This is a genomic window from Paenibacillus septentrionalis, assembly GCF_042659865.1.
Classification (GTDB): Bacteria; Bacillota; Bacilli; order Paenibacillales; family Paenibacillaceae; genus Pristimantibacillus; species Pristimantibacillus septentrionalis.
In genome coordinates this window covers 976,876-994,329 of the sequence record NZ_JBHSTE010000001.1, presented here as the reverse complement: position 1 = coordinate 994,329, position 17,454 = coordinate 976,876, and the positions used below count along the sequence as shown (strand labels likewise).

General features: G+C 45.9%; 15 protein-coding genes. 9 read left to right on the top strand and 6 right to left on the bottom strand.

The annotated features are described in order from the left end of the window. Positions 1 to 146 precede the first annotated feature (146 nt). The gene (locus ACFP56_RS04520) at positions 147 to 887 is read left to right on the top strand and encodes an aminoglycoside N(3)-acetyltransferase (RefSeq protein ID WP_379231561.1); all 741 of its coding nucleotides are present in this window, start codon (positions 147 to 149) and stop codon (positions 885 to 887) included. 23 nt (positions 888 to 910) lie between these two features. Here the strand turns inward: ACFP56_RS04520 and ACFP56_RS04515 are convergent, their stop codons facing one another. Both ACFP56_RS04515 and ACFP56_RS04510 read right to left on the bottom strand, forming a co-directional pair. Continuing rightward, a complete protein-coding gene (locus ACFP56_RS04515; RefSeq protein WP_379231559.1) occupies positions 911 to 1,333 on the bottom strand; it encodes a collagen-like protein in 423 nt (140 codons plus the stop codon). A 240-nt stretch (positions 1,334 to 1,573) separates the two neighbouring features. Then, complete coding sequence (locus tag ACFP56_RS04510) at positions 1,574 to 2,446, bottom strand: AraC family transcriptional regulator (RefSeq protein ID WP_379231557.1); 873 nt, start codon at positions 2,444 to 2,446, stop codon at positions 1,574 to 1,576. 159 nt (positions 2,447 to 2,605) lie between these two features. On the opposite strand from ACFP56_RS04510, the gene ACFP56_RS04505 reads away from it, so the two are divergent. The 3 genes from ACFP56_RS04505 (at position 2,606) to ACFP56_RS04495 (ending at position 6,023) form a co-directional block, all read left to right on the top strand. Beyond that, positions 2,606 to 4,117 (top strand): tagaturonate reductase, encoded by a 1,512-nt coding sequence (locus ACFP56_RS04505; RefSeq protein WP_379231555.1) that lies wholly within the window; start codon positions 2,606 to 2,608, stop codon positions 4,115 to 4,117. Continuing rightward, positions 4,114 to 5,628, top strand: coding sequence for a UxaA family hydrolase (locus ACFP56_RS04500; protein WP_379231553.1), 1,515 nt, complete (start codon positions 4,114 to 4,116; stop codon positions 5,626 to 5,628). Before ACFP56_RS04505 ends, ACFP56_RS04500 begins: the two co-directional genes overlap by 4 nt. Positions 5,629 to 5,855: 227 nt before the next feature. Continuing rightward, the gene (locus ACFP56_RS04495) at positions 5,856 to 6,023 is read left to right on the top strand and encodes a hypothetical protein (RefSeq protein WP_379231551.1); all 168 of its coding nucleotides are present in this window, start codon (positions 5,856 to 5,858) and stop codon (positions 6,021 to 6,023) included. Between the two features lie 30 nt (positions 6,024 to 6,053). On the opposite strand, the gene ACFP56_RS04490 is transcribed toward ACFP56_RS04495, so the two are convergent. Beyond that, positions 6,054 to 6,872 carry a helix-turn-helix transcriptional regulator gene (locus ACFP56_RS04490; RefSeq protein ID WP_379231549.1) on the bottom strand — a complete coding sequence of 273 codons (819 nt, stop codon included), beginning with the start codon at positions 6,870 to 6,872 and terminating at the stop codon, positions 6,054 to 6,056. Between the two features lie 211 nt (positions 6,873 to 7,083). Here ACFP56_RS04490 and ACFP56_RS04485 point away from each other — a divergent pair, with 211 nt between their 5' ends. Together ACFP56_RS04485 and ACFP56_RS04480 are read left to right on the top strand one after the other, a co-directional pair. Beyond that, a complete protein-coding gene (locus ACFP56_RS04485; RefSeq protein ID WP_379231547.1) occupies positions 7,084 to 8,196 on the top strand; it encodes a rhamnogalacturonan acetylesterase in 1,113 nt (370 codons plus the stop codon). 83 nt (positions 8,197 to 8,279) lie between these two features. Then, positions 8,280 to 9,962, top strand: a complete 1,683-nt coding sequence (locus ACFP56_RS04480) for an alpha-L-rhamnosidase-related protein (RefSeq protein WP_379231545.1) — start codon at positions 8,280 to 8,282, stop codon at positions 9,960 to 9,962. A gap of 221 nt (positions 9,963 to 10,183) precedes the next feature. Here the strand turns inward: ACFP56_RS04480 and ACFP56_RS04475 are convergent, their stop codons facing one another. The 3 genes from ACFP56_RS04475 to ACFP56_RS04465 form a co-directional block, all read right to left on the bottom strand. After that, positions 10,184 to 11,257 (bottom strand): serine hydrolase domain-containing protein, encoded by a 1,074-nt coding sequence (locus tag ACFP56_RS04475; protein ID WP_379231790.1) that lies wholly within the window; start codon positions 11,255 to 11,257, stop codon positions 10,184 to 10,186. 139 nt (positions 11,258 to 11,396) lie between these two features. Beyond that, positions 11,397 to 11,666, bottom strand: coding sequence for a CD3324 family protein (locus ACFP56_RS04470; protein WP_379231543.1), 270 nt, complete (start codon positions 11,664 to 11,666; stop codon positions 11,397 to 11,399). A 230-nt stretch (positions 11,667 to 11,896) separates the two neighbouring features. Next, a complete protein-coding gene (locus ACFP56_RS04465) occupies positions 11,897 to 12,766 on the bottom strand; it encodes a helix-turn-helix domain-containing protein (protein ID WP_379231541.1) in 870 nt (289 codons plus the stop codon). Between the two features lie 135 nt (positions 12,767 to 12,901). On the opposite strand from ACFP56_RS04465, the gene ACFP56_RS04460 reads away from it, so the two are divergent. From ACFP56_RS04460 to ACFP56_RS04450, 3 genes are all read left to right on the top strand, one after another. Next, on the top strand, positions 12,902 to 14,194 hold the full coding sequence (locus tag ACFP56_RS04460) for a Gfo/Idh/MocA family protein (protein WP_379231539.1): 1,293 nt from the start codon (positions 12,902 to 12,904) through the stop codon (positions 14,192 to 14,194). Positions 14,195 to 14,206: 12 nt separating this feature from the next. After that, positions 14,207 to 15,625: a glucuronate isomerase gene (uxaC, locus tag ACFP56_RS04455; protein ID WP_379231537.1), complete on the top strand. Its 1,419-nt coding sequence runs from the start codon at positions 14,207 to 14,209 to the stop codon at positions 15,623 to 15,625. A gap of 158 nt (positions 15,626 to 15,783) precedes the next feature. Next, the gene (locus tag ACFP56_RS04450) at positions 15,784 to 17,436 is read left to right on the top strand and encodes a spore germination protein (protein WP_379231535.1); all 1,653 of its coding nucleotides are present in this window, start codon (positions 15,784 to 15,786) and stop codon (positions 17,434 to 17,436) included. Positions 17,437 to 17,454 lie beyond the last annotated feature (18 nt).

The window sequence follows — 17,454 nt, the reverse complement described above, 5'->3', positions numbered from 1 at the left end:
CCGCTACTTGTAGCGGGGTTGTTTTGTATTTAAATGAAAAGGTGGAGATTCCAAAAATGAATAAGCATGAAACAAGAGCGATCCTTACCAAAAAAGACCTTGTCGACAGGTTTAAAGAATGTGGACTGTTGGAAGGACAAACCATTATGGTTCATACTTCGTTAAGCAAGCTTGGTTTCGTTGTTGGCGGAGCCGAGACGTTTATACGAGCCCTTCTTGAAATAGTCGGAGAACAAGGAACTCTCATTATGCCATCCCAAACATGGAAGAATCTCGACCCCTCCACAGGCGTTCACTGGGAGGAGCCTATAGAGTGGTGGCCTGCCATTAGAGAGCACTGGCCAGCATATGACAAAGAGGTTACCCCGTCAATTGGTATGGGTGTGGTAGCTGAGATGTTTCGCAAGTGGCCGGGCGCACAAAGGTCCAATCACCCTGCGCGTTCCATAGCGGCATTAGGCAAACATGCGTCACACATAACGAGAAACCATGATTTAAGCAACATTTTTGGGGAAGGCTCTCCGCTGGATAAGCTGTATCATCTAAATGGTTATATCTTATTGGTGGGCGTCGGCTACGATAAAAACACGTCGCTGCACTTGGCGGAAACGCGAGCGAATTTCCCGGACAAGAAGTTTTCTGATGAAAGCAGCGCGATGATGATTAATGGCAAGCGCGAATGGGTTACTTACAAGACCCAGGCTGTGGATGACGGAGATTTTATTCGATTAGGGCAGGAATACGATATCGAAAGAAACGTGCAGGTTCATAAAATCGGAAATGCTGATGTCCGATTCTTGGAGCAACGTCCGTTGGTCGATTGGGCTACGGCTTGGATGGAGCGGAATAGGGTGTTACGTATGGAATACAAAAGAGAACAGCGGTAAGCTGTTCTCTTTTGCCTGCTGGGCTAGAAGCACGTGAACGAGCGAATCTGATTCAAATCAGTGCCGAAATAGCCCCAGTTGAATCCAAACCATCTAAATCCTGCAACGGAAGTACGTCCGACGAATACTGGGAAAAACCAGAATTGCTGGCCATTGTTCAGCCAAACGTAAGTGTTGCGAAATAAGCAACCTCTGATTGCTCCGGGGTCGACGGCAAACGTGCTGGCCTGCATTTGAGGCACGAATTGAGGTGGAGGAGCTGTTGGCGCTTGAACGCCGCCCGGTGCACCACCTGGAACTCCTGGAAAACCGCCTGGAAATCCCCCAGATCCGCCAGGACCACCTGGGAATCCCGGAAAACCGCCTGGAAATCCCCCAGATCCGCCAGGTCCGCCCGGGAATCCTGGAAATCCCCCGCCAGTTATCGGGGGTGGAAAAATTCGCATATATGATCGCTCCTTAGAATGAGTAGACATAATCATCATATGCACCCGCGGAAACAATGCTTGGGTTAAAAGCCTAAAAAAAACTTCCAGCTTCACTTTTAAATCATCTATTCCACCGGATTAAAATTTCTCGTCTGAATTAACAACACTGAAAGATCAGATAACAAATCAGAATATTAGATAATAATAATCTACTAAAATTAAGGCTCAAAAATTAAGGTGAAAGCGATGTATCATATTCTAGTAGCTTCGATCATTACGCTTATACTGCGCAGGGGTCATCCCTGTTAATGCTTTGAATTTGCGATGAAAGTGCGTCATACTGCCAAACCCGCAGCCTTCGGCAATTTCCAGCATGCTAAGATCAGCACGCTGCAGCAGCTCCTTGGCCCGCATAACCCGCTTGGCCGTTACATAATCGGTTACATTCATTCCGGTCAAGCGCTTGAAAATACGAGAAAAATGAGCAGGCGTTACAGCCGCGTGGCGGGCAAGCGTGGAAAGACCAAGCTCCTCCTCCAAATGTGAGTCGATATGCAGCAGGACATGCTCAATCCAGTGCGGCATAGTCGGAATGGCATGTCGCTGCTGCGTTCCCCAAGTCTCAACCGCATGTCGGCTAAGCAATAACAGCATGTGCTGGATATGCAGCCGAACCGCCTGGCGATACCCAAGCTTAGCTTCCGTGAATTCCTGATGCACCTGTTCAATGAGATCGGTGATCTGCACGCGATATTGATCGGGTACATGGAGTCGAAATGCTTGCTTTTGCTTTGCTGTTTCGAACGGCTGCAAGTAATGAAAGGCATCACCTATCGCAGTATCATGAACGAAGGCCGCGCTAAAGTAAAAGGCGCTTGAGCGCTTCGGGTCCTCTTCGAGTGGAAATGAACGATGAATCGTGTTGCCCGGTATTAAAAAAATATCGCCTGCTTCCGCTGCATAAAAGGAATGATCAATAAAAAAAGTGCCTCGCCCCTTATGAATATAGACAAGCTCATACCAGTCATGCACATGATTTGGCAATTCCGTTTGCGCGCTTCTTACATCATGGTACACATATTCAAATGGAAAATTGGCATCGAACGTAAACGTTTTTCGATATGGATTCATCGCAACCTCACACCAGCAAGATATTTATTTTTAGTATAATCAATTAGACAAGTCGAGATCAATATTGAGTATAAAAAAGTTATGATTAGACATATGAACGTTTACATTTGTTTTTTATAATGAAGGAAATACATGATAGAGGAAGGAGCATGTTTCGATATGACGTTGCATGTACTCGATAAAAACCAGCTGCATACTGAGCAAAAGCAGCAGTTTGAGGCTTTGCAGGAGGCCCCGATTAAGGTACTGCAAATTGGAGAAGGCAATTTCCTGAGAGGTTTTGTAGATTGGATGCTGCATGAAACGCGCAAGCAAGGTCTGTATGATGGAGCTGTTGCCGTTGTTCAGCCTCGTCCAAGCGGGAAAGCGAAAATAGAGGCATTAGCCGCGCAGGACGGAATTTATACGCTAGTAACAAGAGGGCTTGAGAACGGAAAGGCGATTGAGCGAACAGAGCAAATCAGTGTATTCCGACAGGCATTCGATCCGTACGAGCATTGGCAGCAATTTCTCGCACTTGCAGAGCAGCCTGAACTTAGAGTCGTTGTATCGAATACGACCGAGGCAGGCTTGGCCTATCTGCCTGAGTCCTACAAGGAAGATGAGCCAATCGTATCCTTTCCTGGTAAGCTGACCTTGCTGCTATACCGTAGATATCAAGCCTTTCAAGGGGATGCGAATCGAGGTTTAATTCTACTGCCGTGCGAGCTGCTGGAGCGCAACGGCGATACGTTGCGCGCGTGCATACTACGATATTGCGAGGACTGGCAGCTGCCACAAGCCTTTATAAGCTGGGTTAATGAGCATAATCATTTCCTGAATTCTCTTGTAGATCGGATCGTAACCGGCTATCCGAAGCAGGAGCAGGCGGAGGCATGGTTTCAGCATTGGGGCTATCGCGATCCGATGCTGACCACGGCTGAGCCTTATCATCTATGGGCAATTGAAGGGGATAAGAGCTTGGCGGAGGAGCTACCGCTGCATAAGGCCGGTCTCAATGTACTGTGGGTTGAGGAGCTCAAGCCGTATCAGCAGCGCAAGGTTAGCATATTGAATGGTGCTCATACGTTTATGGCGCTGTATGGACTGCTGCATGGTCTGCAGGAGGTGCGGGCAGCAATGGAGCACGAGCCGACCAGCAAGCTGATTAGGCAGACGATTGAGCAGGAAGTGATTCCAGCATTGCCGTATCCTGCCGAGGAGCTGCGGGCTTATGCGGAGCAGGTATATCAGCGCTTCCTGAATCCTTATATCCAGCATCGCTTGTCCGACATTGCCATGAACAGCTTAAGCAAATTCAAAACCAGACTGCTGCCTGCCATCGAGTTTCATTTGCAGCGTAATGCTGAAGCCTCGCTTCCTCAAGGTCTGGCAACAGCATTTGCCGCCTTGCTGCGTTATTACCGAGTTGAGCAATCGGATGACGGCTATGTGGGTAAAACCTTCGAGCGGGATAGTTATGTAGTCCAGGATGATCCAGCAATGCTTGCTGCCATCGCTCAAGTATGGCAGAAGCAAGCGGGGGTTCATGATGCTGCCTCGATGCATCAGATTGTCGTTCACATATTAGAGCTGGAGCAGCTGTGGGGAATCAATATGCATCATCGCTATCCAACTTTGGCAGATCAGTTAGCGGCAATTTTGCTGCGTTGGGAGGAGTATAAAGGATGAATGAGTGGATCAGGCTGCATGAGAAGGACAGTGTCATCATTGCTCTGCGCGCATTTGCCCGAGGCGAGCAATTAACATTAGATACAGGCAACACAATCGAGCTGCTTGATGATGTGCCGTTCGGTCATAAAATCGCCGTTCAACCAATTGCTGAAGGTGAGCATGTGCTGAAGTTCGGCTATTCCATTGGTGTAGCCTCCACCTTGATTGGAACGGGAGCATGGGTGCACACGCATAATATGGGTACTGGATTAAAGGGCATTCTCAGCTATGAATATATGCCTAATCTTGCTGCGCTTGAGCAGGCGGCTGCGATTCAAGCACAGGATCACGAACGCAATCGCACATTTAAGGGGTACATCCGGGAGGACGGCGAGGTAGGCATTCGCAATGAAATATGGATTATCAATACGGTCGGCTGCATTAATAAAACGTGTGAGATCGTTGCCCGCCAAGCTTCATCGATGTATGCTGGTCGAGTGGATGGCATCTACCACTTTGCACACCCATACGGCTGCTCACAGCTAGGGGATGATCTGACCTATACGCAGAAGCTGCTTGCTTCCTTAGTACGCCATCCGAATGCTGCTGGCATATTAGTTATTGGTCTGGGCTGCGAAAACAACCAAATTGAACTGTTTCAGCAGGTCATTGGCGAGTACGATCCACGCCGCATCAAATTCGTAAAGGCTCAGCAGGCAGAGGATGAAATCGAGGAATCGCTTGAGCTAATTGAGCAATTAGTAGATTATGCGGAAACGTTCAAACGAGAGGAAGTACCGATATCCCGCTTAAAGCTTGGCTTGAAATGCGGAGGATCAGATGGTCTGTCTGGCATTACAGCCAATCCGCTTGCTGGCGCAATGGCAGATCGTTTAATTGCTGCTGGAGGCTCTGCGATATTGACGGAGGTTCCAGAAATGTTTGGAGCAGAGCAAATTTTAATGGAGCGGGCTGCAAGCGAAGAGGTGTTCAGCGGCGTAGTTAACCTCATTAATGGATTTAAGGAATACTTTATTCGTCATGGACAGGAAATCTATGAAAATCCTTCACCGGGCAATAAGGCAGGAGGCATTACGACGCTGGAAGAAAAATCACTAGGCTGCACGCAAAAAGGCGGTCATGCGATCGTGACTGACGTAATTAGCTATGGTGAGCGAGTGGACAAAAGAGGATTGACCTTGCTGGAGGCGCCGGGCAATGATCTTGTGTCGGTTACCGCATTAAGCGCGGCAGGCGCACATATTGTACTGTTTACAACGGGCAGAGGAACACCTTTCGGTGGACCTGTTCCAACGGTGAAAATAGCGACGAATAATGAGCTGGCTGAACGAAAAAAGAATTGGATTGATTTTAATGCGGGGCGTCTTCTAAGTAATCGAACGATGGAGCAATTAAGTGACGAGCTGTGGGAGCAGCTTATTGCTCTTGCATCGGGTGAGCTGCAAACGCATAATGAGCGCAACGGCTTCAAGGAAATTGCTATTTTTAAAGACGGTGTCACGTTGTAGCGGCTTCAACTTTATATGCCGTAATGTTATCGATATAATATGCAATTACAAAAGGACCACAGCTATATTGGCGAGAAGCTACATATAGGCTGTGATCCTTTTGTTTAGAGGTTGTAGGCGGAGTGCGCATGACTGATGTAATTGATAGTGGTAATATGATGTAGTAAGTTAGCAGGCTGTTAGAGATAGTGCAAATTGCTATGATCAGACAACAAGGGGGTTGTTTCATGAGTGATAACAACAAAAAGAATACGTCAATAGCTTCAGGTATAGCCATAGGTGTTGCGTTAGGAATTGTTTTCGGGCTTGCTATTGATAACATTGGTATGGGACTTGCAATCGGTATTGCACTTGGAGCAGCTATCGGCGCTAGAAATCGTTCCCCTCGCGAATAGAGGCGTTTGGGAATAATAAACGACGTCCATTTACTGCATCAGGTTTGCTTGCTGACGCTTGCGATATTGCAACGGTGAGCAGCCTGTTGTTGCTTTAAACAGCTTATAGAAATTGGCAACCGCCTCAATTCCAATTTGCTCAGCGATTTCAATCATCTTCAGATCAGTTTCCCGCAGCAGCCGCTGTGCCTCACGAATGCGCACAAGCTGTACATATTCAGAAAAACCAAAACCCGTACATGCTTTGAACTTTCTACTTAAGTAATAGGGACTGATGAAAAACAAGCTTGCGACATCATGTAGTCGAAGTGGATCACGATAGTGCGTTCCGACATAAGCAGCAACCTCTGAAATGGTTTTGTGAACCGTGGAGGCTTCAGCCTCAATCTCAGGTTGATCCTTCTGCGCTCGAAACAGCAGCAGCAACAGCTGCTTAATTAGCGACTCCAGCATAATGTCGCGTCCTTCCGCCTTGCCTTGTGCCTCGGCGATAATTTCCCGCACAAGTGCCTCTCCTTTAAACTGATCCTGCGGCGGCAGCATAATAACACCGCTTCGTCCACGCAGAGGAAAGTCTGCGAGCAGCGCTGTTCCGAAGTTAATAACGAGCCGTTCATGGTCAGGCACCTCAGTATCGATCGTTTTGTGAAGCTCATTTTTCTCAACGAATACAAAGCCGCCTCGCTTAATCCGATAAGAACGATCGCGAATAAAAAAGTTACGCTCACCTCTGAACAAGTAATACAGCTCATAGTCATCATGTGCATGATGGCTTTGCATCGTATAGAAGCCTTTACGTTTATAATGATCGACTAATATAGTACCGGAAGAATTGTAATGCATGCCCATAGCTAACCTCCATATCAAGTGCAAGAATTGCAACTTTTTCATGAATTGAGCAATTAATATAGTCGATTATAACGGATACGTCCGCTACAGTAAAAGGGATAATTATATAAATCGTTTTGAGGTTTTTTTTCCGCAATATAGCTCCCGCATATCTTGTATGCGGTTTCAAGAGAATTCCATTCAGGCAGAAGTTTAAGGAGGGAAGCTCAGGATGACATGGCGTTTTGATTTTGGCCCGGAAGGGGACTTCCAGGAAGGATATGAGAAGGTTAGCAGAGCTGCATTATATGATGACAAGCTTGGCTACGGCTTTGTTTCATTGGGAAAGGTATCGGTTAAAAAGCGGACGAATGATCTGCTTACAGGGGATTTCTGCATCCCCTTCGATGCAACGTTCATAGTTGATGTTCCCAACGGCAATTATATCGTATCTCTATTAATAGGCGATGCGATTGCTGCTACCGATACCACTTTAAAAACGAATGGCGAGCATCTTGTCCTTAACCATTATAAGACAGTAGCGGGGCAATTTGCCCGTGAGCAATTCGGCGTTAATGTAAGGGATGGAAAGCTAAAGCTAAGCTTTGGCGGGTTGGCGCCTCGGATAAATGCGCTGGAGATCACGGCATCCTCGCAGCAAGTCACGATTTATTTGGCAGGAGATTCAACGGTTACCGATCCAGTTCCCGGCAACTTTCCATTTTCAGGCTGGGGACAAATGCTGAACTACTACTTTAAGCATGATGTCGTAGTAGCCAATCATGCGATCGGTGGGCGCAGCACGAAAAGCTTTATCGATGAAGGTAGACTTGACCGCATTCGGGAAGAGATGAAGGAAGGAGATTTCTTATTTATTCAGTTCGGTCATAACGATCAGAAAAAGGATGAGGCTAGATATACCGATCCGACAACCACCTACCCCGAGTATTTGAAGCGATACATTGATGCCGCTCGCTCTGTGAAGGCTATACCCGTCCTGCTAACTTCAGTACACCGTCGTTATTATGATCAGGCAGGCAAGCTGATTGATACGCATAAGGCTTATTTGGAAGCGGTCAGACAGCTGGCAGCAGAAGAGCAAGTAGCGTTAATAGACTTGGCTGAGAAAAGCAGACAGCTGTTCGAGCAGCTAGGACCAGAAGGTACCACAGCCCTCTTTCTATGGGGCGAGCCTGGAGAGTGGCTCAACTATTCCAACGGCATTCGTGACAATACACATTTTCAAGAGCAAGGCGGCTTAAGTATTGCCAAGCTTGTTGTGTGGGGCATACAAGAGCTTCAGTTGATGCCGCTGACGATGTTCTTAAAGGCTGCTGACGTTTAGACGCATTTAATGAATGGAGCAAACGAGGCACGTTAAGCCGGATAGGTAAGCTGATGAGTCAATAAGCAATGGAGGGATAGAGGATGATGAATCATGTCAAGCAGCGAATGAGCTCAATTGACCCGAGGACAAGAGCATATGTGGAGCCAACTCGCATTGTATGGACTAGTGGTGTAAATCAGTATTCCGAAGTGCTGCATGCTGAAAGGCTGCTGGAGGGCAACAGTGGCCAAATTACGAAGGAAGCACCTAATGCTTGTCTATTAACGAACAAGGGAGTGCCTGCGTCTATATTGCTGGATTACGGCACAGAGCTTCATGGAGGCGTTCGCATTGCGGTCGTTGAGGGAACGGTACCAGATCGAAATGCCAGAATCCGCGTTAGATTTGGCGAATCAGCTATGGAAGCGATGAGTGAATTGGGAGGAGAACAGAATGCGACCAATCATCATGCGGCGCGTGATAGTGTAATAGATGTCAGCTTGCTAGGCGCAACTGAATTTGGTACAACAGGCTTTCGCTTTGTCAGGATTGATCTGCTTAGTGAGGGAACCTTGCAGCTGCAGGCGGTTCAAGCGATATTTGTATACCGTGATCTGGAATATAAGGGGAGCTTTCAATGCAGTGACCCTCTGCTCAACCAAATATGGGAGACAGGCGCCTATACCGTTCACCTGAATATGCAGGAGTTTTTATGGGATGGGATTAAACGGGACCGAATGGTATGGACGGGCGACATGCATCCGGAGGTTGCTACCATTTGTGCTGTTTTTGGAGAGCAAGAGGTGGTGCCTGACAGTATGGATTTCAAGCGTGATCGCTCGCCATTGCCTATGTTTATGGATATGCCCACCTATTCAATCTGGTGGCTGCTTGTTCAGCATGACTGGTATATGCAGCATGGAAATCTAGCTTATTTAATGGAGCAGCAAGATTATATAACAGGCTTGCTGAAGGAGCTTTCAACGAAAGTAGCGGAGGACGGCACGATTGATGTATTTCGACCGTTTTTGGATTGGCCAGCTTCTTCTAACCCGGAAGGAGTGACAGCAGGCGTACATGCCTTGTTCGTATTAGCGATGCAGGCTGGGGCACGGTTATGCAGCATTTTTGACGAGCAGGAAAGCGTTGCGTTGTGCAAGCAGCTAGAGAACAGGCTGCGTGCGCATATCCCGCATCATGCATACAGCAAACAAGCAGCAGCGCTGCAGGCGTTAGCTGGTTTAATAGATGCCAAGACCGCTAATGAAGAGGTAATTGCGCCGAATGCCCCTAGCGGCTATTCTACCTTTTATGGCTACTATATGCTGCAAGCAAGAGCTCTTGCTGGCGATATTCAAGGCTGCATAGACAGCATTAGATCGTATTGGGGAGGCATGCTGTCTCTTGGCGCGACCACCTTCTGGGAGGATTTTGATATCGCCTGGCTGGAAAATGCAGCTCGCATAGACGAGTTGACACCGCCTGATAAAGTAGACGTCCATGGTACGTATGGCGGCTATTGCTATCAAGGCTATCGCCATAGTCTGTGCCATGGCTGGGCGTCTGGGCCGACAGCATGGCTTTCTGAGTTTGTGCTTGGGATCTCATCTGCTGAACCGGGCTTTGGTAAAGTGAAGATCAAGCCAAATTTGGGAGATCTGCAGTGGGCAGAAGGCAGCTATCCGACTCCACACGGCCCTATCCACGTTCGGCATGAACTGCTGCCAAGCGGCGAAGTCCAATCCACCTATAATGTGCCAGAGGGGATAGAGGTAGTTGGGTAATGACAAGCTGTATAACCCGAAGTTAACACAGCTGGCATGTAGTGAACGCCACGCAGCAGGATTGATATATTATGAAGATTTGATGAAGATGGTCATCTGAGGTTTCAAGCTCTATAGTCAGCCAGTAAGCTGTTTCTGCTGCCTATGCTTCGACATTTATTGCGCGGGAAATAACGGAAGCATTTGCAGCAGAAGCACGTACATAATTGCTGATGAAAAGCTTACTCAAATAGATTTGCATCAATTTGGGATGCAATAAAGCTAGCGCCGCTATTAGCATTTGCTATAACATGTGCCTGTGTTTTAGATGCCGGGTAATAGGAGGATTGCATAACCACTCCAGGATCGCTTCCCATGACGAAAAACTTAAAAACTTTATTATGGTCGATTATCATCCACACTCCATAGCCATAATGGATATATTCGCTTTCCCTAGCATGGGGATATAGCATTTTCTCCGTTAGCTCTTTGGATAATAGTCGGTTTTCCATTAGTGCGTTCCAAAATTTATCCAAATCATGTACCGTCGTATAAGCACCACCATCTGGCCCGCCTACAATTGGTATAGCGTATATATTCGTTTTCCAGTTACCATCTGGCCCGCCTACAATTGGTATAGCGTATATATTCGTTTTCCAGTTACCATCGTTGCCTACATAGCCGATTGCTGTACGTTCAGGTAGCTGATCCATACTAAAATATCCTGAATCATGCATTCCGCAAGGTAAGAAGATATGCTCTTGAACATAATGGTTGAAGCTTAGCCCAGATAGTTTTTCCACGATTAATCCTAACACGATGAAGCCTGCATTATTATATGAAAATTGAGTTCCTGGAGCAAACTTCGAGGGGCTATGTTTAAACATCGGTAGAAAACACTTTGGTGATGTCATCGTGTACATCGGCATTGTTTTCCATAGACCTTCATAGTCTGTCATGAATTCTTCATCGAAGTAATCTGCAATACCTGAAGTGTGAGCAAGTAAATGATGTACGGTAATTGCTGAATCAAGTTGCCCCAAATCAATTCCTATGTCACCTAATGAGGTGTTAAAGTCTAGCAGTCCTTTTTCGACAAGCTGGCAAATCGCGATTGCAGTAAAGATTTTACAGCCTGAAGCTATGCCAAATCTTGTATTTGTCGTATTTTTAATCTTGTCACTGCGATTGGAAAATCCACAGCTATTCTCATAGTTGATTTCACCTTTAGTGCTTATTAAAATAGCTCCAGAAAACTGAATTCTTCCTTGTTCTTCTTGGTTATGCTTTTTAATAATTTCATCTATCCATTGCATATTCATCATACTTCCTCACTTTCTGCTTTTGAGTAGAGTATAAGAAAGATCTGGATGCATTGATATAGATAGAACAATTGCATAGGTTTTAGACATACATAAAAAGGCCCGACAGTAGGAATAACTGCGGGCCAGTAAGTTAACATTTATTCGAATAGACGATTTTCTTTATCGTTTCGTGAGACAAATGATAGGTCATCGTAAGCTGTTCAATCGCAACTCCATTTTTGAACCTAGCTCGAATTTCTGCGTTTCTGCGGGCCAAGCGTTCTCTTTGCCCCGACTTCACGCCCCATTTTTTACGTGCTCCTTCGATTTGTGGAATGTATACATATTCACCTTGAATATACGTTTGGATTTCCCGCAGCAATTTATCAGGAAAAATACGATTACCCTTTACATACTTCAATTTGAGTTCCGCTCCTTATCATAATCTTTAAGGCGAATCAGAACCCATCATTTTTTATTAACACAATATGTACAACATCATACCGCCCCCTTACAGTGCATATTATAGAAGCTTTATAGCAAAAGCTTAACATCACAACATTATGAAAACAACCTTATTTTTCCAAAAAAACCTCACTCCCGAGCAGCTAATTTCGCTATAAAACTTGCTTCCTGCTAACAGATATTATGTTAGTTCGGTAAGCTGCTGCGAAACTGGGAGCGATAATCGCGAGGTGATAATGACGTCATGTCCTTGAACACCTTCTGAAAGTGCGCGAAGCTGCCAAAGCCAACCTCTTCTGATATATCGGTGATCCGCTTGTTCGTTTCGCGCAGCAGCTTCTGCGCTTCCTTTACTCTAGTCATTCCGACATACTCCGTAAAGGCGAAGCCAGTAAGCTTTTTGAACGTTCGGCTTAAGTAGCTTTCGCTCAAGTAAAATTTGCTGCTCAGCATCTCTAGTGTCAGAGGCTCGTGAAAATGCGCATTAATATATTGGGCAATCTCCATCATTTTCGCTTCTGTTGGCGACAGCTCGTCTTCTGCTGGAGTGGCCCCATTTTCGAGCATACTGCGCGCAACATAAATCAGCATACTCGCTGCAGTATGCTGTACGGTTAGCTTATAGCCAGGAGGCTGCTCTTGAATTTCACGCAGCATCATGTAAAATTGCTGCTCCATGTGGCGTCTTTCTTGATGTGCAATTTTTACGATATGACGAGAGCTGTGGAAGGGGGATAGCAGAAGCTCTGCTTCCTCGGGAGCATATTGTTTAAAGTAGCTGTCGTTGAAATACAGCACCATTCGTTCATGATCGGGTATGCCGCTATCGGATGTTCGATGAACGACATCGCTTGGAATAATGACGAAGTCGCCAGCCTGTATGGTGTAGGAGCGGTCCTTAATGAAATACACACGCTGACCCTCGAATAAATAATAGAGCTCATAGTGGCTGTGCATATGGCTGCTTGACATGGAAAAATGACCTTTTCGGCGATCATACTCTACATACAATGAATCTAGCGGATTGCCATACTGCAGCTTGCTTTTTATATTCATAAGGCCTCCACAAAGACAAAATATAAGATGTTTTATTAATATTAACATAATTTACGAGGAATGTGATTATATTTTGTGCTAACTTTAGGGTAATGAAATCACAATATCATTTATCGTATAAGGAGAGAAAAGCTCATGGCTAAAAAGAAGTATGTACAGGTTGGTGTTGGCGGTCGTGCTGAATTCTTTTATTCTGCAATTGCTACAACATATCGTGAGACTTCAGAACTGCTAGCGGTTTGCGATATTAATCAGACTCGAATGAATTATGCGAATAAGCTTTTGCAGGAGAAATATGATTATCCTGCCGTTCGCACATACAAGTCAGATGAGTTCGATAAAATGATTGAGATTGAGAAGCCTGATGCAGTCATTGTAACAAGTGTTGACCGTACTCATCATACGTATATCATTCGTGCACTAGAGCTTGGCTGCGATGTAATCACTGAGAAGCCGATGACAGTGGATGAAGAGAAATGCCAAGAGATTCTGGATGTGGTTGAGCGCACTGGCAAGCAGGTTCGTGTTACGTTCAACTACCGCTATGCGCCGCATCACACGAAAGCGCGTGAGTTAATTGCAAGCGGTATCATTGGTGATGTCACATCGATCCATTTTGAATGGCTGCTTAATACGCAGCATGGTGCGGATTATTTCCGCAGATGGCATCGTGACAAGCGCAATAGTGGCGGATTGCTCGTTCACAAATCAACGCATCACTTTGATCTCGTAAACTTCTGGATTGGCTCTCAGCCAGATACGGTATTTGCGATGGGTGATCTGTTGTTCTATGGTCGTGAAAATGCAGAGAACCGCGGTGTCACAAAGTTTTATGATCGTGCAACAGGGCATCCCAATGCGCAGGATGATCCATTTGCCTTACCGCTGGACCAAAATGAGCATTTGAAGGCGATGTATCTGGATGCAGAAGCTGAGGATGGCTATAAACGTGATCAAAGCGTGTTTGGCGAGGGCATCTCTATTGAAGATACGATGAGCGTGCTTGTGAAATATAAAAACAAGGCTCAGCTTACGTATTCCTTAAACGCGTATTTGCCGTGGGAAGGCTACAATATTGCATTTAACGGAACGAAGGGTCGTATAGAGATGAAAATTGTAGAGCAGTCTTATGTCAACTCTGGTGGAGATAAGGCGCTTGAGGGTGCAGTTAAAGGGGTTAGTATTCTTGTATTTCCGATGTTCGGCGAGCCTTATAAAGTAGAGTTTGAAACAGGTGAAGGTGGTCATGGCGGCGGCGACCCAGTGCTGCTGAACGATATTTTCGGTGTTCCTGTCCATGATGAATTCAATCGCGCAGCCAATCATATTGATGGTGCACGTTCTATTCTAACAGGTATTGCAGCGAACAAATCAATTCGCACAGGGCAACTGGTCAAGGTTGATGAGCTCGTTACATTCTATAAATGAGGTGATGAAACAGTGAAAGCATTTATGGACGATCAATTTTTACTTAATTCCAATACGGCAGTCCGTTTGTATGAGCAGTTTGCAAAGTCATTGCCGATTATCGACTACCACTGCCACTTGGATCCTCAAGCGATTTATGAGGATAAGCCATTTGCCAATTTAACTGAGGTATGGCTGTATGGCGATCATTACAAGTGGCGTACGATGCGTGCCAACGGAGTAGATGAAGCCTATGTTACAGGTGGTGAGGGCGTCACCGATTATGATCGATTCCTTGCCTATGCTAAAACTGTACCGATGACGCTGGGCAATCCGCTTTATCATTGGTCGCACCTGGAGCTAAGAAGATTGTTTGGCATCAATGAGATTATTAATGAGCAAAATGCGCCGATCATATGGGAAAAAGCTAACGCGAGATTAAAGGAAGCTGATTTCTCACCACGGGGCTTAATTCGAAGCTCGAATGTTCGTGTTGTCTGTACAACGGACGATCCCGCCGATACGCTTGAGTATCATCGCAAACTAAAGGAAGAGCATAATCTTGGCTTCCAGGTTCGTCCATCGTTCCGCCCGGATAAAGCGCTCGAGATTAATCAAGCAACGTTCCTGCCGTGGCTGCTTAAGCTGGAGGAAGCGTGCGGCTACTCGATTACGAGCTATTCAACATTGCTGAAAGCGCTCAAGGATCGGGTACAGTACTTCCATGACACGGACTGCTTATTATCTGATCATGCGATTGATAAAGTGATGTACGCAGAAGCAACGGAGGAGCAGGCGAGTGCTATATTCGCTAAAGCATTAAGTGGAAAGCCCGTTTCTGTTGAGGAGGAGGCAGCTTACAAAACGTATACGCTGCGCTTTCTTGCAGGATTGTACAACGAGCTGGGCTGGACCATGCAGCTTCATATTAAAGCGCATCGAAATAACAACGAAGCGATGTTTGCCAAGCTTGGGCCAGATACTGGCTTTGACTCAATTAACGACGGCCCGCTGGCGGAGCCGCTTGTTAAGCTGCTTAGTGCAATTGAGCAGAAGAGCGGCCTTCCTCGTACAATTCTGTACTCGCTCAATGCAAGTGACAATGATGTGCTGGCTTCTATTATCGGCAGCTTCCAGGGTGGCGGCATCCCAGGGAAAATGCAGCTTGGCTCAGCATGGTGGTTTAATGATACGATTGATGGCATGCAGGCTCAGTTGAAATCACTTGCCAATATTGGGGTGCTGGGCCGATTTGTAGGGATGCTTACTGATTCACGAAGCTTCCTTTCTTATCCAAGGCATGAATATTTCCGTCGCATATTATGCAATATGCTTGGCGAGTGGGTAGAATCGGGTCAGGCGCCTGAGGATGATGAGTTGCTAGGACCTATTGTTGAGGGGATCTGCTATCACAACGCGGAAGCCTATTTTAGATTCGGTTCAAACCAATAACGAGTCCCATATGTGTAACAATCTCATAGTAAGCTAACACCGTTCCTTGTGAACGGTGTTTTTTTTGTGCCAAGCCGTTCTCAGCTAGCATCTGTATGTATAACAAAACTGTTGGGTAAAATAAGCCAACCTAACAAATAAGTGGGGGAATGATCAGGATGTGGAATGTAATAGTGGAATATTTTCCTGATTGGAAAACATGGAATCAGGCACTTGCTACGCTGCTGTTCGCGCTTATTATAAAAGCAATCTATGGACATTTGTATACGTGGGGGAAAAATAAAGGCTCGAATGAGGAGCAAAATGAGGAGCAAAGCCAGGAGGAACAAGAGAAGGCTTCACTTACGGGAAATTACGACACCGATCTTGAGGCAATTAAGCAAATGATAGGCGGCAATAGCGACGTGAACTTTCGTGATTTTCGAATCAGTCTGCGAAGCAGCCGTGCCGTTCTTATTTATGTTGAAGGAATGGAGGATAAAACGCTGCTCAATATGCAGGTTCTGCAAAATTTGATGGACAGCAGCTTTCAGAAGGCTGAGGGCTATAGCTTGCAAGGAGAAGATTTTACTTCATATGTGAAGGAAAGACTGCTGCCAGTAAGCAAGTTGAATGAAATTAAGGAGATCAATGAGCTGGGGCAATTTGTGTTGCGCGGCTTTACCGCTTTGCTTATCGAGGGATTGCAGAGTGCTTTGCTCATTGGTGAGCCTACCCCAAAAGTCAGATCGATCGATGAACCGACCTCCGAGGCTTTATTGCGTGGTCCACGCATTGGCTTTACAGAGGTACTAAGTGAGAATACCGCATTGCTTCGCCAGCATGGACGATCATCAGACCTTGAGATGAAAATGGTTGAAGTGGGAAGCAGAATCAAACGAAATATGGTTATTGCATATATGAAGGAAATCGTGAATCAAGATCTGTTGAAGGAAGTGAATGATCGGGTTGCTACCGTCAAGATGGACTTTATTGCGGAATCCGGTTATGTCGAGCAGTTGATTGAAGACGATTGGCTAAGCCCGTTTCAACAGGTTCAGAATACGGAACGACCAGACCGCGTAATAAATGCACTTCTTGAAGGCAGAATTGCGCTACTGCTTGATGGAACGCCATTCGCTCTTATCGTACCGGTAACGTTTAGTATGCTTCTTCAATCTCCAGAGGACTATTACGAGCGATGGCTATCCAGTTCATTGCTGCGCACACTTCGCTTTATAGTTGCATTTACCGCATTGATGATGCCAGCCATGTATATCTCATTTATTTCTTTTCATCCAGGGCTTATTCCAACCGAGCTAGCAGTCACCATCATTGAGACAAGGCAAGCTGTTCCCTTTCCTTCCATTATAGAGGTTTTAATATTGGAAATTTCGATTGAAATTTTACGAGAAGCGGGAATACGGCTGCCTAAGCCAATTGGACCGGCGATGGGTATCGTCGGTGGTTTGATTATTGGAGATGCCGCTGTTCAAGCCGGAATCGTAAGTCCGATTCTTGTTATCGCTGTTGCAGTTACAGCGATTTCATCCTTTGCTATTCCAATGTATAGCGCGGGGATTACACTTCGCATGCTTCGTTTCGTTGGCATGTTTTTTGCAGCTATGCTTGGTATGTATGGCACGATTTTATTTTTCCTGCTTATATGCAGTCATCTGACTCGATTAAAAAGCTTTGGCGTGCCTTACGTGACGCCAATTGCACCATATCGCTTAAATGATTGGAAGGATTTATTCCTTCGTTTGCCAATTACGTTGATGAAGCATAGACCCAATCTGTTGAAGGCTCAGCAGAAAAAGCGGCGGCCATAATCAATCAAGGGGGAGTTA